Origin of the sequence: Pseudocitrobacter sp. RIT415, from assembly GCF_003057695.2 — a bacterium.
GTDB classification, from domain to species: Bacteria; Pseudomonadota; Gammaproteobacteria; order Enterobacterales; family Enterobacteriaceae; genus Pseudocitrobacter; species Pseudocitrobacter faecalis.
Genome location: NZ_QBJC02000001.1, coordinates 368,130 through 387,606, shown reverse-complemented (window position 1 = coordinate 387,606; position 19,477 = coordinate 368,130). Strand labels below are relative to the sequence as shown.

Genomic DNA, 19,477 nt, shown 5'->3' with positions numbered 1-19,477 from the left:
TCTTAGGGAGTAAATGTTTGCCGTGGTGGCAAGGTGTTAGAACAACAGAGAATATAATGATGCAGGATTTGCGTCTGATATTAATCATTGTTGGCGCGATCGCCATACTCGCTCTTCTGGTTCATGGTTTCTGGACCAGCCGTAAAGAGCGCTCGTCAATGTTCCGCGATCGCCCACTAAAACGCATGAAGTCTCGTGAAGACGACGAGTCTGATGATGGCTTTGATGATAGTGATGAAGGCGTGGGAGAAGTTCGAGTCCACAAGGTCAATCACGCCCCGGGCGTTGCAGGGGAGCATGACGCACCTCATCAGGCGCCTTCGCACCAGTACCAGCCCCCGTATGAGCGTCAGGTGCAACAGCCTGTGCGCCACGAGGAGCCAGCCCGGCCATCCGCACCGCAGCCTCAACAGCCGCGCGTGCAGCAACCGCCTGTCCAGCATTCGCCTGTACAACAGACGCATGCGCAGCCACAGCCGGTTCATCAGCCAAAACCTCATTCGCAGCCGCAGCCTGTTGCCGCACCTCAGCCGGTGCAGCCCGCCGCGCCGCAGCCTCAACCGGTTGCTCCGCCACAGCCTGCTGCGCCAGAACCTCAGGTCGCGCAACCACAACCTGCGCCAGCCGCGGTACAGCAGCCAGAGCCTAAACCGGTTGAAGAAGCACCCGCGAAACCTGAGCGTAAAGAGACCGTTATTGTAATGAACGTCTCCGCACATCAGGGCACGCAGATCAACGGCGAACTGCTGCTGAACAGTATTCAGCAGGCCGGGTTCAAATTTGGCGATATGAATATTTTCCATCGCCACTTAAGCCCTGACGGCAGTGGCCCTGCGCTCTTCAGCCTGGCGAACATGCTGAAACCTGGCACCTTCGACCCGGAAAATATGGCTGATATGGCGACGCCAGGTATTACTATCTTTATGCAGGTACCGGCTTACGGCGATGCGTTGCAAAACTTCAAACTGATGTTGCAGTCCGCACAGTATATTGCCGATGAAGTAGGTGGTGTGGTGCTTGACGATCAACGTCGGATGATGACGCCGCAGAAACTGCGCGAATACCAGGACCGTATCCGCGACGTGCTGGAATCGAACGCCTGATCACGGCTGGCGTTTTATCAACTCTCCCTGAACCCCCGCCTGTCGGGGGTTTTTTATCATTGATGGTGTGATATGGAACCGATCGAACAACAACTGAATGAACTGCGAACCACGCTTCGCCATCATGAATACCTTTACCACGTTATGGATGCGCCGGAAGTTCCGGACGCCGAGTATGACCGCCTGATGCGCGAGTTGCGCGAGCTTGAGGCGCAACATCCCGAACTTATTACGCCAGATTCGCCGACGCAACGCGTGGGTGCATCGCCGCTGGCCGCGTTCAGCCAGGTGCGTCACGAAGTGCCTATGCTGTCGCTGGATAACGTGTTTGATGAAGAGAGCTTCCTCGCTTTCAACAAGCGCGTGCAGGATCGACTGAAAAGCAGTGATGCGCTGGTCTATTGCTGTGAGCTGAAGCTGGATGGCCTGGCGGTGAGTATTCTTTATGAAAACGGCGTCATGGTGCAGGCGGCGACGCGTGGCGATGGCACCACCGGGGAAGACATCACCGCTAACGTGCGCACCATTCGTGCGATTCCGCTAAAACTGCGTGGAGACAATATCCCGGCACGCCTCGAAGTGCGTGGTGAAGTGTTCCTGCCGCAGGCGGGGTTTGAAAAAATCAATGATGACGCGCGACGTACCGGTGGCAAATTATTTGCCAACCCGCGTAACGCGGCGGCAGGTTCACTGCGTCAGCTTGACCCGAGGATCACTGCGAAGCGACCACTTACTTTCTTCTGCTACGGCGTGGGTATTCTGGAGGGGGGCGAATTGCCCGCCAGCCACATGGGGCGTTTGCAGCAATTTAAAGCCTGGGGTTTACCGGTGAGCGATCGCGTAAAACTCTGCTCCTCCCCGGAGGAAGTGCTCGCTTACTATCACAAGGTTGAAGAAGATCGCCCGACGCTCGGCTTTGATATCGACGGCGTGGTGATTAAAGTCGACTCGCTGGCATTGCAGGAACAACTGGGCTTTGTCGCGCGCGCTCCACGCTGGGCGGTGGCCTTTAAATTCCCGGCTCAGGAACAAATGACCTTTGTGCGCGACGTAGAGTTCCAGGTGGGCCGTACCGGAGCCATCACCCCGGTTGCGCGCCTTGAACCGGTGCAGGTCGCGGGCGTACTGGTCAGCAATGCCACGCTGCATAATGCCGATGAAATCGAACGTCTTGGGCTGCGTATTGGCGATAAAGTGGTGATTCGCCGTGCCGGGGATGTTATCCCGCAGGTGGTCAACGTGGTGCTTTCCGAGCGCCCGGAAGAGACGCAGGAAGTTGTGTTCCCGACCCACTGCCCGGTTTGTCAGTCTGACGTTGAGCGCGTGGAAGGTGAAGCAGTGGCTCGCTGTACCGGCGGCCTGATTTGCGGGGCGCAGCGCAAAGAGTCGCTGAAGCACTTTGTCTCGCGCCGTGCGCTGGATGTTGACGGTATGGGCGATAAAATTATCGACCAACTGGTGGAAAAAGAGTACGTCCACACCCCTGCCGATCTGTTCACGTTAACCGCAGGTAAGCTGACCGGTCTCGATCGTATGGGGCCGAAATCGGCGCAAAATGTGGTCAACGCGCTGGAAAAAGCGAAAAACACCACCTTTGCACGCTTCCTCTATGCACTCGGTATCCGGGAAGTGGGTGAAGCCACGGCGGCTGGCCTGGCAGGTTATTTCGGCACGCTGGAGGCACTGGAAGCCGCATCGATTGAAGAGCTGCAAAAAGTGCCGGACGTCGGCATTGTGGTTGCCACGCATGTCTTTAACTTCTTTGCAGAAGAGAGCAATCGCGACGTCATCCAGCAGTTGCTGAAAGAGGGCGTGAACTGGCCTGCGGCGGTTATGATCAATGCTGAAGAGATCGACAGCCCGTTTGCCGGGAAAACGGTTGTCCTGACCGGTAGCCTGAGCCAGATGTCGCGCGATGACGCAAAGGCGCGTTTGGTGGAACTCGGCGCAAAAGTGGCGGGCAGCGTGTCGAAGAAAACTGACCTCGTGATTGCCGGTGAAGCAGCAGGCTCTAAGCTTGCGAAAGCGCAGGAGCTGGGGATTGAGGTCATTGATGAAGCCGAAATGCTGCGGCTGTTAGGCGCCTGATATGGATAAGGCGCAGCTCATTGAAATCGCCAATACGGAAATGCCGTTTGGTAAATACAAGGGGCGTCGGTTGATTGACGTCCCCGAAGAGTATCTGCTGTGGTTTGCCCGTAAGGATCAGTTTCCTGCCGGGCATCTGGGCGAGCTGATGGCCTTAACGCTGCTGATTAAAACCGAGGGGCTGACCCAGCTGGTGCAGCCCCTGAAGCGTTAAGCGTCGGATGTCCTGGCCGCGCGGGCCTGCTCTTCGGCCTGCAATTTTTCTGCCTGCTGTTTGTAACGACGCGCCAGTACCGCGCACACCATCAACTGGATCTGATGGAATATCATCAGCGGCAGTACCATCATGCCGATAACCGATGTCGGGAACAGGATGTTCGCCATCGGTATCCCGTTCGCCAGGCTTTTCTTCGAGCCGCAGAACACAATCGTAATTTCGTCCGCTTTATTGAAGCCTGCTTTACGTGCCACAAGTACGTTCACGGCAATGACAATCGCCAGCAGGATGATACTCACCACCACAATAAACAGCAGCGAACCCATGCCCACTTTGTGCCAGATACCGTTCACCACCGCTTCGCTGAATGCCGAGTAAACCACTAAAAGAATGGAGGTCTGGTCGGTTTTGCCAATCCACTTTTTATGCTTCGCGACAAACGCGCCGGTCCACGGGCGAGAAAGATGCCCAAGCACGAACGGCAACAGCAGTTGCAGCATAATTTTACCAACCTGCTCAAGGCTACCTTCCGCGCCGTGCATGTTCATCAGCAAACCAACCAGCAACGGCGACAGGAAAATCCCCAGCAGGCTGGACGCTGACGCAGAACAGACCGCCGCCGCAACGTTCCCGCCCGCAAGCGACGTAAACGCGATTGCTGACTGGACGGTTGCCGGCAGAATGCACAGATAGAGGAAACCGGTATAAAGCGCCGGATCCACCGCCACCGGTGACCACCACACCAACAGCACGCCCAGCACCGGGAAGAGAATGAAAGTGCTGCACATTACCCACAGGTGTAATCGCCAGTGGCTGCCCCCGGCGATAATCGCTTCGCGAGACAATTTGGCACCGTGCATAAAAAACAGCAGCGCAATCGCGGCGGTGGTCAGATGTTCAAAAAACGGCACAAACTCGCCGCGTGCCGGGAAGAAAGAGGCCAGCAGCACCACGGTAATGAGCGTCAACGTAAACGGATCAAGAATACGAAAAAGTTTCATAAAGACTCCTGAAAATCGATGGCGCTATTGTGCTTCTTTCAGTTTGAGAAATAAAATTGATTTATTGCATCCATTCATGAAGAAAATAGATGAATTATTCGCTAAAGCAATTAAAGGTTTTCGTCACGGTGGCGCAGGAGAAAAGTTTCAGTCGCGCGGGAGAGCGTATCGGCTTGAGCCAGTCGGCGGTAAGTCACAGCGTGAAGGAGCTGGAGCACCATACCGGCCTTCGTCTGCTCGACAGAACCACGCGCGAAGTGGTGCTCACTGAGGCAGGGCAACAGCTGGCTTTGCGTCTGGAGAGGTTGCTGGATGAACTGAACAGTACCCTGCGTGACGCCGGGCGTATGGGGCAACAGTTGAGTGGAAAAGTCCGCGTCGCCGCCAGCCAGACCATTTCCGCGCATCTTATTCCGCAATGTATTGCCGAAAGTCATCGCCGCTATCCGGATATTCAGTTTGTCCTGCACGATCGTCCGCAGCAGTGGGTGATGGAAAGTATCCGCCAGGGGGATGTAGATTTTGGCATTGTCATCGATCCTGGCGCAGTGGGCGATCTGCAGTGTGAAGCCATTCTTTCCGAACCTTTTTTTCTGCTTTGCCATCGTGAACACCCGCTGGCAGCCCGGGATTATGTGCCCTGGCAGGCGCTACAGGGCGCAAAACTGGTGTTACAGGATTACGCTTCAGGCAGCCGCCCGCTGATTGACGCCGCGCTGGCACGTAACGCTATTCAGGCGGATATCGTGCAGGAGATTGGTCACCCGGCGACGCTTTTCCCGATGGTGGCCGCCGGTATCGGCATCAGCATTCTTCCGGCGCTGGCGCTACCGTTACCGGAGGGCAGCCCGTTGGTGGTGAAACGTATAACGCCAGTGGTGGAACGCCAGCTGATGCTGGCGCGCAGGAAAAACCGTTCGCTTTCAACCGCCGCTGAAGCTTTGTGGGATGTAGTGCGTGATGAAGGCTGCGCGTTAATGGCAGGGCGGGAAGGGGATCCGTTGTATCAGATATAGATATCAATATGTGACGTTTTTTCAACGGAACCCGGAAGGGATGCATTCAGTGATGAACGTTGCTCCCGCTCCTGCGCTCTTTCCGCCTGCAGTCTCTGCAACTGCGCCAGTTGCGCTTCCAGGAGGGTAATTTGCTGTTGAATTAATTCAGCCTGTTTTTGCTTATCTTCTGCACTGCCGTTCGTGTCTGCAATCTCTTTAAGTTGCTGAGTGAGTTTAACGATTTGCTGACTGATGCGCGCAATTTGAGAAGCAATATCGTTACCTTCTGGCGCCTTGTTACTACGTTGTGTTTGTATGGAAGGAATCGATGTTGAAGATATAGTGGCCATTGCTCAGTCCTCGTCGCTGTACGAGATAATATCGGCAGAAGAACGGGGAACTTGAGTAAGAAAAAATTCTATCTTGTGAATCACGCATAGCAAAAAGGCGCCTTTAGGGCGCCTTTTTACATTGGTGGGTCGTGCAGGATGACTCGCTTCGCTCGCCCTTCGGGCCGTCGCCGTGAGCGGCTCCGTTGTTTCGCTACGCTCAACACCGAACCTGCTGCAGGTTCGAATCGTTGATTTTTGCGCATAGCAAAAAGGCGCCTTTAGGGCGCCTTTTTACATTGGTGGGTCGTGCAGGATTCGAACCTGCGACCAATTGATTAAAAGTCAACTGCTCTACCAACTGAGCTAACGACCCGAAGTGGTGGGTGATGACGGGATCGAACCGCCGACCCCCTCCTTGTAAGGGAGGTGCTCTCCCAGCTGAGCTAATCACCCACTTCGGTACTTCACATTGTTGCAAGAAATCCAGCTGGCGAGAAAGTGGTGGGTGATGACGGGATCGAACCGCCGACCCCCTCCTTGTAAGGGAGGTGCTCTCCCAGCTGAGCTAATCACCCACTTCTCAATTTCTTGCTACACGGCGGAGACTACATAAAGTAGTTGGTGGGTGATGACGGGATCGAACCGCCGACCCCCTCCTTGTAAGGGAGGTGCTCTCCCAGCTGAGCTAATCACCCCCGCTGTGTGGAGTCGCATTATAGGGAGAGTTGAAAATGAGTCAACGCATTTTCTAAAGAATTTGTTTGTTCGTCGTAAAATTAAACAATGCGGTGGGGTTTTATGCGCTCATGCATGATTTCTATACAAAAACGACTAACTTTGAGCGTGATGAGGGATGAAGATTGAGGAATCAGCCAGGAGTGATAGAATATTGCCCTTCTAAGTTCCAGGTTTTGCCGGTTGTCGGCATCTTTAATAAACGTAAGGCCATTTAATGAAAATCAAAACTCGCTTCGCGCCCAGCCCGACAGGCTATCTGCACGTCGGCGGTGCTCGTACTGCTCTTTACTCCTGGCTTTTTGCACGTAATCACGACGGTGAGTTTGTGCTGCGTATTGAAGACACCGATCTCGAGCGCTCCACGCCGGAAGCTATCGAAGCCATTATGGATGGCATGAACTGGCTGAATCTGGAATGGGACGAAGGCCCGTACTATCAGACCAAGCGTTTCGATCGCTACAACAATGTTATCGACGAAATGCTGGAAGCGGGCACCGCCTATAAATGCTACTGCTCCAAAGAGCGTCTGGAAGCGCTGCGTGAAGAGCAGATGGCAAAAGGTGAAAAACCGCGTTATGACGGCCGCTGCCGCCACAACCATGAACATCACGCCGATGATGAGCCATGCGTGGTGCGTTTCGCGAACCCGCAGGAAGGTTCGGTTATCTTTGATGACCAGATCCGCGGCCCGATCGAGTTCAGCAACCAGGAGCTGGACGATCTGATCATCCGTCGTACCGATGGTTCCCCAACCTACAACTTCTGCGTTGTGGTGGATGACTGGGATATGGAAATCACCCACGTAATCCGTGGTGAAGACCATATCAACAATACGCCGCGTCAGATCAACATTCTGAAAGCGCTGAATGCGCCGGTACCGGTTTACGCGCACGTGTCGATGATCAACGGCGATGACGGTAAAAAACTCTCTAAACGTCACGGCGCAGTCAGCGTGATGCAGTATCGCGACGACGGCTACCTGCCGGAAGCGCTGCTGAACTATCTGGTGCGTTTAGGTTGGTCTCATGGCGATCAGGAAATCTTCACCCGTGAAGAGATGATTAAATTCTTCACCCTGAGCGCGGTGAGTAAATCTGCCAGCGCCTTCAACACTGAAAAACTGCAGTGGCTGAACCATCACTACATCAACAATCTGCCCGCCGAGTATGTTGCAACGCATCTGCAGTGGCATATTGAGCAGGAAAATATCGACACCCGCGTGGGGCCGCAGCTGTCTGAGCTGGTGAAACTGCTGGGCGAGCGTTGCAAAACGCTGAAAGAGATGGCGCAGAGCTGCCGTTACTTCTACGAAGATTTCGCTGAGTTTGACGCAGATGCGGCGAAAAAACACCTGCGTCCAGTTGCGCGTCAGCCGCTGGAAGTAGTGCGCGATAAACTGTCTGCCATCACTGACTGGACGGCGGAAAATGTTCACCACGCGATTCAGGCGACTGCCGATGAGCTGGAAGTGGGCATGGGTAAAGTGGGGATGCCACTGCGCGTAGCCGTAACGGGTGCAGGTCAATCGCCAGCGCTGGACGTAACCGTTCATGCGATTGGTAAAAACCGTAGCATCGAGCGCATCAACAAAGCGCTGGGCTTTATTGCTGAGCGCGAAAGCCAGCAGTAATAAGAAACGGGCGAAAGCCCGTTTCAGATTGCTGACAAAGTGCGCTTTGTTTTGCCGGATGCGGCGTAAACGTCTTATCCAGCCTACAAAATATTGCAAATCCAATATATTGCAGAAACCTTGTAGGCCTGATAAGCGTAGCGCATCAGGCAATTTAGCGTTCATCATCAGTCTAAAACGGGCGAAAGCCCGTTTTTTATCCCTGGGTTTCGCTCAACCCAAGCCGCGACATAAACCCGCAAATGCCTTCACGACGCAGCAAAACATTCAGCTTTTCCATCTCGTCTGGCGTCATCACCTGTAAGGTATCGCTGATCTGTTGCCAGATAACGTTCGCTTCGTTGGTCGAGTAGCTTTTCGCCGGTTCATTCATTTGCGCGTCGAATGCGTCAATATGGAGCAGGGCAGGCGTATTAGCCAGAAAGTCTCTCACCTGTTGCGTGATATGTATCAACCTTGCGCGGCCACCTTTCACGCCCGGCATAGGTTCGGTTTGCCAGTGTTGTTCGCGGATCCAGCGGTTGATTGTCTGACGCGTCATTCCCAGACAGCGAGCCAGCTCTTCGGTAGACATTTTATCTTTGAGTCTTTTCATTACGATTATGCGCCACGGATACCCAAACGTTGCAGCAGGCCGCTGATCCCTTCACGCAACAGTAACGAGGTTAACTGTCGCTGCTCTTCAAGCGTCATTTCCTGCGCCAGATTCAGCAACAGGCCATGAAACGCATTGTCATTCCCATTCTGCGTGGAGTAAGTCGCGGTAGTGTCGGATGCGCGTTGCGCGCTATAGATAAATTCCCTGACCTGATCGTTAATATGGACCAGGCGGGCTTTTCCACCCTGAACGCCTGGACGGGGTGATGTTTGCCATCCTTCCTTGCGTACCCATTTATTAACCGTTTGCCGACTGTAGCCAGTCAGGTGGGCGATTTCTTCCGGTGTCATTCGTTCCTTGAGCATGCTATTTCCTGAATCGCAGTGTGGGAATTACGAGTTCATGTTATAGCATCCTTTTATGAGAAAGCGTGACAGGTTTAACTTCTCTCTGCGAGCGTGCTCGGAATGTTATTCATCTGCCTGCTTTTTCAGCGATTAGTTTGCCGCGCAGCATTTTGCCGTTGACACCTCGCAATGGAATTCATATTATGCCGCCCGTCAACACGACACGCTTTACGTTGGGGCTATAGCTCAGCTGGGAGAGCGCTTGCATGGCATGCAAGAGGTCAGCGGTTCGATCCCGCTTAGCTCCACCAAATCCTGCTCCCATCAGGTTTGGAACGTAAAAGCACCGTTGGGGCTATAGCTCAGCTGGGAGAGCGCTTGCATGGCATGCAAGAGGTCAGCGGTTCGATCCCGCTTAGCTCCACCAAATTTAAACCCTCGCCTGTGGCGGGGGTTTTTTGTTTGTCTATACTGTTTCTAAACCAGCCACAACATTATTCCTGTTCCGCCTTGTTTAGTCGGAATTTCCTCCTTTAGCACCTTGATTCGCTCGAATAATGCCCATAGTATCAGTCTGGGTTATAGGTGTATCGACAAGGATGCAGTTCTGAATACTAATGAGATTGAATACAGATATTTTGTCGCGTAAGTTTTTTATAGCATTAGCTCTCTCTTTAATCGCAATTCCCTTTGCTCGCTTTGTCTCGCCTAAAGCCGTTATTGATGGTACTGAAGCTTATCTGGCCTGGTTACCGCTTAGTGCAGCGTTCGCTATCGTTCTGCTGTTTGGTCGTCACGCCGTTATTCCTCTGATCATTACCTTTTTAGTCGTCAACAATTTCGTAGTTCATCTGACGCTTTTCCAGGCAGTCGTTTTGCTTACCTGCCAGTTACTGGGCGTGCTGATCTCATCGTTGATGTTGCGATGGATCGTTGGCCGGCGGTGGCGTTACGGATTACCCAGCCATCATATGGGCGCCGTAGTTTTCTGGATTGGTTTTGTTGCCCCGGCGATTATCAAAGTTGTTATGTACCTGGTTGGCCACTACCTTGATTTTCCCGTCAATGTTTCCAGCTACTTTGGCACCCATTCGTTGGTTTATGGCGTCGTGGATGTGCAAAGTCTTATCTGTGCGGCCCTGATATTTACGCCGCTCTTCTATTATCCAATGCGGATGATCCTCAACCCACATTTTGCGAAAGCCTTCTGGCAACGTCATGTGGTTGCTTGTCTGTCATCGCAAAATCGAACGTTTGTGCTGTACTGGGTTCTTGGGCTTGTGGTTTTGTTGACCGTACTGTGTTCGCCCTATGAGACGGAGTACATTGCCGGTTATCTGGTTCCCATAATCTTCATCCTCTTCTTCTCAGGAATCAGCCGCTTAAGCGGTGTACTTATTGTTCTGATTTGGTCTGTATCAGCCTTCCTGCTGGTACTGAATAACAAGCATTTCCTGTTTGGGGTGCTGAGTGCCTACTCGGTGGCCTTTGTTTTGTCCGTGTTGATCTCGTTCACCATTTGTATTCTGTATATGGTGCAGATTTACGCACGGGGCGAAGCGCTGAAGCGTAAATGGCACGACCAGGCGCTGATCGATCCGCTAACTGGCCTGCCCAACTTGCGTGAGTTCGAATCGTGGTTAAAAGAGAACCAGCAGGCGGCCGTTTGCTGCCTGCGTATCGATAACCTGGAATTCTTAAGCCGTCATTACGGCATGATGATGCGCATTCACTGCAAGCGTGCGATCACCCGAAATTTACAACCGCTTCTGATGCGCGATGAAAAACTCTTTCAGATCCCCGGCAATGAGTTGTTGCTGGTTCTGACCGGCCCGGAAACCGAAGCACGCCTGACGCACATTGTTGAATTCCTGAATAATCACAAGATTAGCTGGAATAACAATGTTATCGACCTCGAATTTGGCGCGTCCTGGGGCGTTATCGACGGCAAAGAATATAACCAACTGCACCCTATGTTGGGGCAGTTGAGTTGGCTCTCTGAACAGGCGTGTAGTTCGCATCAGGTGCTGGCGCTGGACAGTCGGGAAAAGGCTATCTCTGGTTTTACGACTGAGCGCGTCATGATGCTAAATCGGGTTAAGCGCGCGCTGGCGCATGGCGGTATTCAGCTTTATGCACAGCCCATCGTGGATAAAAACGGCAAAGGGTATCATGAGATCCTGAGCCGCTTGCAGTGCGACGGCGAGCTGATTACACCGGATAAATTTATCCCGATTATCACCCAGTTTAACTTGAGCTACCGCTTTGACATGCAGGTGGTGGAAACGCTGCTGAGCAAAATGAAGCACTATCCGGGGCATCGTTTCTCCATCAATCTGATGCCCTTTACCCTGATGCAAAAAGGCGCGGCGGATGAAATCATTCGCCTGCTGAAACGCTTTCGCGTCACGCCCGAAGCCATCACCATTGAGGTCACGGAAGAGCAGGCGTTTTCGGATTCCGAGAACAGCCTGCACAATATTCGCCAGCTCAGCGCCTACGGCTGTCTGATTGCGATTGACGACTTTGGTACCGGTTATGCTAACTATGAACGCCTCAAACGACTGGAAGCGGATATCATCAAGATTGACGGCTGTTTTGTTCGCGATATTGTCAGCGAAAAGATGGATCAGCTGATCGTGAAGTCGATTTGCGACATGGCGAAGGTGAAGAATCTTACGCTGGTGGCAGAATATGTTGAAACGCAGGCGCAGAAAGAGACGTTATTCGAGCTTGGCGTAGATTATCTGCAGGGCTATTTGCTGGGTAAACCCGCGCCGCTCAGTGAACTGAAGAAATAAAAAACGGGACGAATAGCGTCCCGTTTTTTTACGTTTTTAGCCCGGTTATGCGTTACAGAACCAGCGCTGCAATTGACGCTGACAGCACGCTCACCAGCGTAGAGCCGTAAACCAGTTTCAGACCGAAGCGGGAAACCACGTTACCTTGCTCTTCGTTCAAGCCTTTAATCGCCCCGGCAATGATACCGATAGAGGAGAAGTTCGCGAAGGAGACCAGGAACACGGAGATGATCCCAACCGCGCGCGGAGAGAGCGTAGACGCAACTTTCTGCAGATCCATCATCGCGACGAATTCATTGGAAACCAGTTTGGTCGCCATGATACTGCCCACCTGCAGTGCTTCGCTGGCTGGCACACCCATTACCCAGGCAACCGGGTAGAAAATGTAGCCCAGGATGCCCTGGAAGGAGATACCCAGAACGGCAGCAAACAGCGCGTTCAGGCCCGCGATCAACGCGATAAAACCAATCAGCATCGCCGCAACGATAATCGCTACTTTGAAACCAGCCAGAATATATTCACCCAGCATTTCGAAGAAACTCTGACCTTCATGCAGGTTAGACATCTGAATGTTTTCTTCGCTGGCATCAACGCGGTACGGGTTGATGATAGAGAGGACGATAAAGGTGCTGAACATGTTCAGAACCAGTGCCGCCACCACATATTTCGGATCCAGCATGGTCATGTAAGCGCCGACGATAGACATCGACACGGTAGACATTGCGGTCGCCGCCATGGTGTACATGCGGTTGCGGGACATTTTGCCGAGAATATCTTTATAGGCGATAAAGTTCTCAGACTGACCCAGAATCAGCGAGCTCACGGCGTTGAAAGATTCCAGTTTGCCCATGCCGTTAACTTTGGAGAGCAGGAAACCAATCGCACGGATAACAATCGGCAGCACGCGAATGTGTTGCAGAATCCCGATCAGCGCGGAGATGAAGACGATAGGGCACAGGACTTTCAGGAAGAAGAATGCCAGGCCTTGATCGTTCATGCTGCCGAAGACGAAGTTAGTACCTTCGTTGGCGAATCCGAGCAGTTTTTCGAACATTTCGGAAAAGCCTTTCACGAAGCCCAGACCGACGTTAGAGTTCAGGAAGAACCATGCCAGTAAAACTTCAATGACAAGTAATTGAATTACATAACGAATTCGAATTTTTTTGCGGTCATGGCTGACCAGCAACGCTAAAATCGCCACAACGCCAAGCGCCAGGACGAAATGAAGAACGCGGTCCATATTTGCTCCAAATATGAGGCAGGTTTAATTTTCTTGCACATTCTATGTAACGTAACTAAATAAAACGAGATCAATGTCGCACTATATTCAGAACCTGTGAGCAATCTCAAAAAGAGTGATCGAACATACATTTTTATTATGTTAAGTAAATGTGTTTAAAGTTTGTATAATGTACTAACCTCACAATAAGCGTATACCAAACCTTCCCAACCTCCAGCCCGGCTATCGGTTTCATCTATCAGAGCAATCATTATCACCTTTTTAAATGAACTTGATAATCATTCTCATTTTGGTAGCATGAAACATAGCAAAGGCTATGTTTTTGAGGCAAAGAATGACAGACAGTCGCGTGGCAAGTAACAACCGTAGTCGTACAGCGCGCCGAATGAGGCTTGCGCTGATGGGGCCTGCATTCATTGCCGCCATCGGCTACATCGATCCGGGTAACTTTGCGACCAACATTCAGGCCGGGGCCAGCTTTGGCTATCAGCTTTTGTGGGTGGTGGTATGGGCTAACCTGATGGCAATGCTGATTCAGGTGCTTTCCGCCAAGCTCGGTATCGCCACGGGTAAAAACCTTGCGGAACAGATTCGCGACCATTACCCGAGGCCGGTAGTGTGGTTCTATTGGGTACAGGCGGAGATCATCGCCATGGCGACCGATCTCGCCGAATTTATTGGCGCGGCGATCGGCTTTAAGCTGATCCTGGGGATTTCGCTGCTTCAGGGCGCGGTATTAACCGGGATTGCGACGTTCTTGATCCTGATGCTGCAACGGCGTGGGCAAAAACCGCTGGAGAAAGTGATCGGCGGGCTGCTGCTCTTTGTCGCCGCAGCCTACATCGTCGAACTGATCTTCTCGCAACCTGCGCTGGCTCCGCTGGCAAAAGGGATGATTATTCCTTCTCTGCCCACCTCGGAAGCGGTGTTCCTCGCGGCCGGCGTGCTGGGGGCGACCATCATGCCGCACGTGATTTACCTGCACTCATCACTGACGCAGAATCTGCACGGAGGTAGCGCGCGGGAACGCTATAACGCTACGCGCTGGGATGTGGCGATTGCCATGACTATCGCCGGGTTTGTTAACCTCGCGATGATGGCCACCGCCGCCGCGGCGTTTCACTTCCATGGGCATACCGGAATTGCGGATCTCGACCAGGCTTATCTGACGCTGGAACCGTTGCTCAGCCATGCCGCGGCAACAATTTTCGGCCTGAGCCTGATTGCCGCCGGTCTCTCCTCTACCGTTGTAGGTACCCTGGCAGGGCAGGTGGTGATGCAGGGCTTTATCCGCTTCCACATTCCGCTTTGGGTGCGCCGTTCTGTCACCATGTTGCCGTCCTTTATTGTGATTCTGATGGGGATGGATCCGACTCGCATTCTGGTGATGAGCCAGGTGTTGCTGAGCTTCGGAATTGCGCTGGCGCTGGTGCCGCTGCTGGTCTTTACCAGCAATCAAAAGCTGATGGGTGAGTTGGTAAACTCGGCGCTGGTAAGACGCACCGGTTGGCTGATTGTCGGTCTGGTGGTGGCGCTGAACGGTTGGTTACTGGTGGGGACGCTATTGGGGTTATAAAAAAGCAGCCTTCCGGCTGCTTCAGATTGCTGACAAAGTGCGCTTTGTTCTTGCCGGATGCGGCGTAAACGCCTTATCCGGCCTACAAAACATTGCAGAAACTTTGTAGGCCTGATAAGCGTAGCGCATCAGGCAATGTTGCGTTTGTCATCAGTATCAAGCAGCCTTCCGGCTGCTTTCTGCAAAAGATTAATGATGCTTCCCGTGCCCATGACCATGACCACGTCCCGGGCCACGTCCACGCCCGTCATGGCGACCATCGTGATAACCGCGCTCATAGGCTTTACGATTATCCCAACCGCGATGCCAGCCATTGTCATGGCGATGCCAACCGCGGTCACGCCATTGATAGTGACGATGCCAGTAGTCCCGGTCGCGCCAGCGGCCACCATCCCAGTAGTTACCGTAATTGTCACGATCGCCAATTTGTAATTTTATTGATGGCAACAGGGTAATTTCGCCAGCATTAGCAACCAGTGGTGCTGCTGAGGCCATCAATACTGCAGCCAGAATCAGTGACCTGAACATAGTTTATCTCCTTCACGATCGGGGCCTTGTCGGGCCTGTTAACCCTATATTACGAACAAGTAAATATCCGTATCATCGGGGTAACTCCTAAATCGCAAGGAGCAGCACTTTTTGCTAAAAGTGCTGCTAATTTGCGCTATCCAAGAATTGCGTCTATGGCGGCGCATTCTTCAGCGCTCAAGTGTCTGTTATTCAACATGCCCACGGCGTCATCCAGTTGTGCTGTTTTACTGGCACCAATCAATACAGATGTCACTTTGTCGTCACGTAATACCCAGGCCAACGCCATCTGCGATAATTTCTGCCCACGCTGCGTGGCAATCTCATTGAGCTTGCGAACTTTCGTGAGTTTTTCTTCCGTCAGTTGCTCCGGATTAAGAAAACGACTGCCGCTGGCGGCACGGGAATCTGCCGGAATACCGTTGAGATAGCGATCCGTAAGCTGGCCGCCCGCTAACGGTGAAAAGGCGATACTGCCAACGCCTTCCTGCTTCAGCAGATCGAGCAGCCCATCTTCCACCCAGCGTTCAAACATGGAATATTTTGGCTGATGGATCAGGCAGGGAGTGCCCAGATCGTTCAGAATCGCAAGGGCCTCTTTTGCACGGTCAGCCGGATAATTGGAAAGCCCGATGTACAGCGCTTTTCCCTGACGTACAATGTGATCCAGCGCACGCATGGTTTCTGCCAGCGGCGTATCCGGATCCGGACGATGGTGATAGAAGATATCCACATACTCCAGACCCATGCGTTTCAGGCTTTGATCGAGGCTGGCGACCAGATACTTACGCGAGCCCCAGTCGCCATAAGGCCCATCCCACATGGTGTAGCCCGCTTTGCTGGAGATAATCAGCTCATCGCGCCAGGGTAAAAAATCTTCCCGCAGAATGCGGCCAAAATTACTCTCCGCCGAGCCCGGCGGCGGCCCATAGTTATTGGCTAAATCAAAATGGGTAATGCCGAGGTCGAAGGCATGGCGCAGCAGTTGCCGGCTGGTTTCGATATGCGTGGTATCGCCAAAGTTATGCCATAAACCCAACGAGATGGCGGGAAGTTTCAGCCCGCTTGCGCCGCAGCGTCGATATTCCATCGACGCGTAACGCGCAGGATGTGCCTGATAAACCATACGTTCCTCCGCAAAGCATCAGTAGTGTATACGTTTACACTACCCATAGTTTCCCCCGCCGTATACTCCCTTTCGCTGTAAATTTTACTTTCCAATAGCATTTTCGTATCTGTCTGGACAGGCGAACCGCTTCTTCAATACTCAGAGATGAGCAAGTGGCTAAAGGGTACTTATCATGCAAACGTCTTACACTGTTGCGGATTATCTACTGGATCGCCTCGCGGATTGCGGCGTGGACCATCTGTTTGGCGTGCCGGGAGATTACAACCTGCAATTCCTCGACCATGTGATTGCGCATCCTGCGCTGCGCTGGGTCGGCTGCGCTAATGAACTCAATGCCGCTTATGCCGCCGATGGCTATGCGCGCGTTCAGGGGTGCGGCGCGTTACTCACGACCTATGGCGTGGGAGAGTTGAGTGCGTTAAACGGCGTGGCGGGAAGCTTCGCGGAATATGTGCCGGTGCTGCACATTGTGGGGGCGCCTTGCACCGGGTCTCAGCAGCGTCAGGAATTATTGCACCATACGCTGGGTGACGGAAAATTCGACCATTTTCGTCAGATGAGCGCGCCGATTTCCGTGGCGCAGGGCGTGTTAACCGTCCGCAATGCGACGGATGAAATCGACCGTGTACTGACTGAAATGATCAAACACCGCCGTCCGGGCTATCTCTCGCTGCCCGCCGACGTGGCGAAAGCGCCGACCAGTCGTCCGGTAAACGCGCTAACGCTTAACGATTCGGTTATCAACGACGGTCAGATTCAACGCTTTACACAAGCCGTCCGCGACCTGCTGCAACCCTGTCATCGGGTCTCTCTGCTGGCGGACTTCCTCGCGCTGCGCTTCGGCCTGCAAGAAACGCTACGCGACTGGATGGCAAAGACGCCGATTCCGCACGCGTCGTTGCTGATGGGGAAAGGTCTGTTTGATGAGCAACAACCGGGCTTCGTGGGGATTTACAGCGGTGTGGCGAGTTTATCGCAAACGCGCGAATCGATAGAGGACGCGGAGGCGATTCTGTGTATCGGCACGCGCTTTACGGATACCACCACCGCCGGCTTTACCCACAAAATCCCGGACAAAAAATCGATTTCAATTCAACCGTTTGCAGCACGCGTCGGCGAACGCTGGTTCAGCGGTATTCCGATGGCGCAGGCGACGCAGGCATTGATTGCGGTGAGTCATGAGTTGTCGGCGAATTGGCGAACGGAAACACGTGTGATTGCGCCATTTTCCTCCGGGAAAGAGGGCGAGTTAACGCAGGCGCGCTTCTGGCAAACGCTGCAAAAACACCTTCAGCCTGGTGACATCATTCTGGGCGATCAGGGGACTGCGGCGTTTGGCGTGGCGGCGCTTAAGTTACCCAGCGATGCTTCACTGATTGTGCAACCGCTGTGGGGCTCTATCGGTTTCACGCTGCCTGCCGCGTTTGGCGCGCAAACCGCTCGCCCGGGGCGACGTGTCGTGTTGATTGTCGGTGACGGCGCAGCCCAACTGACAATTCAGGAACTCGGTTCAATGTTGCGCGACGGCCTGCGACCGCTCATTCTGCTGCTCAACAATGATGGCTATACGGTGGAGCGGGCGATCCATGGCCCCGAAGCACGTTATAACGACATCAGTTTGTGGAACTGGACGCAACTGCCGCAGGCGCTAAACCTCGATAGCCAGGCGCAGTGCTGGAGGGTGACCGAAAGCGTTCAACTGGACGAGGTGCTGGCGAAAACCGCGCAAATTGAACGCTTAACCCTCGTGGAGGTGGTGTTGCCGAAGCAGGACATTCCTGACCTGCTTCGTGCCGTCACTCAGGCGCTGGAGACGCGCAACAGTAAAGGCTAGGGTTTGTCTTTACGCGGAACCATCATCATCGGCTTGCCCGCCAGCAGGAGCCAGGCGGGCAGCATCACAATACATAACAGCGGTAAAAGCGTGGTATCCGGCACCACCACCGCGGCCATAAACAGACTCAGCCAGCCATCGCGGGTCACCACCAGTACAAGTCCCAGAATTGCGCAGGAAACGGTAATTGCCGCCGGAACGGCATCCACGTGGGCGTGCAGCATCAGCCCTAAAGCCACGGCGACAAATACCGCCGGGAAGATACGGCCACCGCGAAAACCGCTGGCCGAAGCAATCACCAGCGCCGCCAGCTTCACGGCGGCAATCAGCATAAAATCACTGCTGGTCAGCGTCTGGCTAAAGGCGAGCTGCTGCATCTCGTCGAGCCCCTTAAACAGCGTAATCGGGCCGCCGATAATCCCCAGCAGGCCCAGCAAAAAGCCGCCCGTGCCGAGCACCAGAACAGGATGTTTTAACCGGTGCATCAGGGCGTGCAGACGAGGCAGACACCACACCGCCACCATGCCCAGCGCAATGGCGATTGCAGCAACCACCGCACCGCTGAAAATATCGATAATCCGCATCTGCTGATAATGAGGAATCGGCAGTGAAAAGTGCGGCTGGAAGAACAGGCTGGTGGTGAGCGCCCCGGCGGCGGCGGCCAGCAGTGGCGCAAACAGGCGATCCCACAGTGGTGCATCGTTATTGCCATTCAGGGTTTGCGAGAAAATCAGCGCAGCCGCCACCGGCGTGCCAAAGAGCGCGCCGATAGTCCCTGCGGCGGCGAGAATCGTCCACTCAAGAGAACTGACACGTGGGAAAAAACGCGCGCCCAGCACCACGGCGAGCGCGATATTAACCGACATAATCGGATGTTCCGGGCCGAGACTAACGCCGCCCGCCAGACCCAGCACCAGGGCGAGAATTAACCCCGGCAAACAGTAGGACGCGACGGGCACACCAATTAAGGGTTCTGTTGCCGGATCGGGCCCGGCGTGCCCTGGGCTAAAGCGAATAACCAGACCTACCGCCAGGCCGGTCAGTGTCAGGACAAGTAGTATCCACCACGGTGAATCCCATGAGACGCCTAATGCGCCGGGAAGGGTACTCCACAGCAGGTGCTGTAATACCGAGGCGATTTTCATCACCACAATCAAAATCAGGCTGGCGGCAACACCAATGACCATCGCCGGAATGGCGAGTAATAACATCGTTCGGGCTCGCGGATGGAGCATGATGGTTTCCTTTAGGCTAAAAGCTGGCATCACTTTGCCGGGTTCTGTAAATGCCTTCAGCGCAATAGATGCTGAAACGATA

The 19,477-nt window shown here is 53.6% G+C and carries 16 protein-coding genes and 6 tRNA genes; 10 read left to right on the top strand and 12 right to left on the bottom strand.

All coding sequences use genetic code 11. From position 1 onward, the window contains the following. The first annotated feature begins 56 nt into the window (after nucleotides 1-56). The 3 genes from zipA (at nucleotide 57) to DBY68_RS01740 (ending at nucleotide 3,405) form a co-directional block, all read left to right on the top strand. Complete coding sequence (gene zipA, locus DBY68_RS01750; protein ID WP_108473465.1) at nucleotides 57-1,103, top strand: cell division protein ZipA; 1,047 nt, start codon at nucleotides 57-59, stop codon at nucleotides 1,101-1,103. 72 nt (nucleotides 1,104-1,175) lie between these two features. Next, on the top strand, nucleotides 1,176-3,191 hold the full coding sequence (gene ligA, locus DBY68_RS01745; RefSeq protein ID WP_108473466.1) for an NAD-dependent DNA ligase LigA: 2,016 nt from the start codon (nucleotides 1,176-1,178) through the stop codon (nucleotides 3,189-3,191). A 1-nt stretch (nucleotide 3,192) separates the two neighbouring features. Continuing rightward, nucleotides 3,193-3,405, top strand: coding sequence for a DUF3820 family protein (locus DBY68_RS01740; protein ID WP_015963519.1), 213 nt, complete (start codon nucleotides 3,193-3,195; stop codon nucleotides 3,403-3,405). Here the strand turns inward: DBY68_RS01740 and DBY68_RS01735 are convergent. Further along, entirely contained in the window at nucleotides 3,402-4,409 is a 1,008-nt protein-coding gene (locus tag DBY68_RS01735; protein ID WP_108473467.1) for a bile acid:sodium symporter family protein, read from the bottom strand. The two genes, DBY68_RS01740 and DBY68_RS01735, sit on opposite strands and share 4 nt — an antisense overlap. An 89-nt stretch (nucleotides 4,410-4,498) precedes the next feature. Between DBY68_RS01735 and DBY68_RS01730 the strand changes: the two genes are divergently transcribed. Further along, nucleotides 4,499-5,425, top strand: a complete 927-nt coding sequence (locus tag DBY68_RS01730; RefSeq protein WP_108473468.1) for a LysR family transcriptional regulator — start codon at nucleotides 4,499-4,501, stop codon at nucleotides 5,423-5,425. Here DBY68_RS01730 and DBY68_RS01725 read toward each other — a convergent pair. From DBY68_RS01725 to DBY68_RS01705, 5 genes are all read right to left on the bottom strand, one after another. Beyond that, nucleotides 5,416-5,757 (bottom strand): FlxA-like family protein, encoded by a 342-nt coding sequence (locus DBY68_RS01725; protein ID WP_108473469.1) that lies wholly within the window; start codon nucleotides 5,755-5,757, stop codon nucleotides 5,416-5,418. The genes DBY68_RS01730 and DBY68_RS01725 overlap by 10 nt on opposite strands. Before the next feature lie 279 nt (nucleotides 5,758-6,036). After that, a tRNA-Lys gene (locus DBY68_RS01720) sits at nucleotides 6,037-6,112 on the bottom strand. A gap of 4 nt (nucleotides 6,113-6,116) precedes the next feature. Further along, nucleotides 6,117-6,192: transfer RNA gene (locus DBY68_RS01715), tRNA-Val, on the bottom strand. Between the two features lie 46 nt (nucleotides 6,193-6,238). Beyond that, a tRNA-Val gene (locus DBY68_RS01710) sits at nucleotides 6,239-6,314 on the bottom strand. A gap of 44 nt (nucleotides 6,315-6,358) precedes the next feature. Beyond that, nucleotides 6,359-6,434, bottom strand: a tRNA-Val gene (locus tag DBY68_RS01705). A 257-nt stretch (nucleotides 6,435-6,691) separates the two neighbouring features. On the opposite strand from DBY68_RS01705, the gene gltX reads away from it, so the two are divergent. Beyond that, the gene (gene gltX / locus DBY68_RS01700; protein WP_108473470.1) at nucleotides 6,692-8,107 is read left to right on the top strand and encodes a glutamate--tRNA ligase; all 1,416 of its coding nucleotides are present in this window, start codon (nucleotides 6,692-6,694) and stop codon (nucleotides 8,105-8,107) included. A 196-nt stretch (nucleotides 8,108-8,303) separates the two neighbouring features. Here gltX and DBY68_RS01695 read toward each other — a convergent pair whose 3' ends face one another. Beyond that, on the bottom strand, nucleotides 8,304-8,702 hold the full coding sequence (locus DBY68_RS01695; RefSeq protein ID WP_108473471.1) for a YfeC-like transcriptional regulator: 399 nt from the start codon (nucleotides 8,700-8,702) through the stop codon (nucleotides 8,304-8,306). Between the two features lie 5 nt (nucleotides 8,703-8,707). Next, nucleotides 8,708-9,070, bottom strand: coding sequence for a YfeC-like transcriptional regulator (locus DBY68_RS01690; RefSeq protein WP_108473472.1), 363 nt, complete (start codon nucleotides 9,068-9,070; stop codon nucleotides 8,708-8,710). 217 nt (nucleotides 9,071-9,287) lie between these two features. Here DBY68_RS01690 and DBY68_RS01685 point away from each other — a divergent pair. The 3 genes from DBY68_RS01685 (at nucleotide 9,288) to DBY68_RS01675 (ending at nucleotide 11,853) form a co-directional block, all read left to right on the top strand. Then, nucleotides 9,288-9,363: transfer RNA gene (locus DBY68_RS01685), tRNA-Ala, on the top strand. Nucleotides 9,364-9,403: 40 nt separating this feature from the next. Next, nucleotides 9,404-9,479: transfer RNA gene (locus tag DBY68_RS01680), tRNA-Ala, on the top strand. Nucleotides 9,480-9,669: 190 nt separating this feature from the next. Continuing rightward, nucleotides 9,670-11,853 carry an EAL domain-containing protein gene (locus DBY68_RS01675; RefSeq protein ID WP_108473473.1) on the top strand — a complete coding sequence of 728 codons (2,184 nt, stop codon included), beginning with the start codon at nucleotides 9,670-9,672 and terminating at the stop codon, nucleotides 11,851-11,853. 52 nt (nucleotides 11,854-11,905) lie between these two features. Here DBY68_RS01675 and nupC read toward each other — a convergent pair whose 3' ends face one another. Continuing rightward, complete coding sequence (gene nupC, locus DBY68_RS01670; protein WP_108473474.1) at nucleotides 11,906-13,093, bottom strand: nucleoside permease NupC; 1,188 nt, start codon at nucleotides 13,091-13,093, stop codon at nucleotides 11,906-11,908. A 334-nt stretch (nucleotides 13,094-13,427) separates the two neighbouring features. Between nupC and DBY68_RS01665 the strand changes: the two genes are divergently transcribed. Next, complete coding sequence (locus DBY68_RS01665) at nucleotides 13,428-14,669, top strand: Nramp family divalent metal transporter (RefSeq protein ID WP_108473475.1); 1,242 nt, start codon at nucleotides 13,428-13,430, stop codon at nucleotides 14,667-14,669. A 189-nt stretch (nucleotides 14,670-14,858) separates the two neighbouring features. On the opposite strand, the gene DBY68_RS01660 is transcribed toward DBY68_RS01665, so the two are convergent. Both DBY68_RS01660 and mgrA read right to left on the bottom strand, forming a co-directional pair. Then, nucleotides 14,859-15,197 carry a DUF2502 domain-containing protein gene (locus DBY68_RS01660; RefSeq protein ID WP_108473476.1) on the bottom strand — a complete coding sequence of 113 codons (339 nt, stop codon included), beginning with the start codon at nucleotides 15,195-15,197 and terminating at the stop codon, nucleotides 14,859-14,861. 136 nt (nucleotides 15,198-15,333) lie between these two features. After that, entirely contained in the window at nucleotides 15,334-16,323 is a 990-nt protein-coding gene (gene mgrA / locus DBY68_RS01655) for an L-glyceraldehyde 3-phosphate reductase (RefSeq protein ID WP_108473477.1), read from the bottom strand. Nucleotides 16,324-16,498: 175 nt separating this feature from the next. Here mgrA and DBY68_RS01650 point away from each other — a divergent pair, with 175 nt between their 5' ends. Next, nucleotides 16,499-18,160: a thiamine pyrophosphate-binding protein gene (locus tag DBY68_RS01650; RefSeq protein WP_108473478.1), complete on the top strand. Its 1,662-nt coding sequence runs from the start codon at nucleotides 16,499-16,501 to the stop codon at nucleotides 18,158-18,160. Here DBY68_RS01650 and DBY68_RS01645 read toward each other — a convergent pair. Beyond that, entirely contained in the window at nucleotides 18,157-19,395 is a 1,239-nt protein-coding gene (locus tag DBY68_RS01645) for an ion channel protein (protein WP_108473479.1), read from the bottom strand. The genes DBY68_RS01650 and DBY68_RS01645 overlap by 4 nt on opposite strands. Nucleotides 19,396-19,477 lie beyond the last annotated feature (82 nt).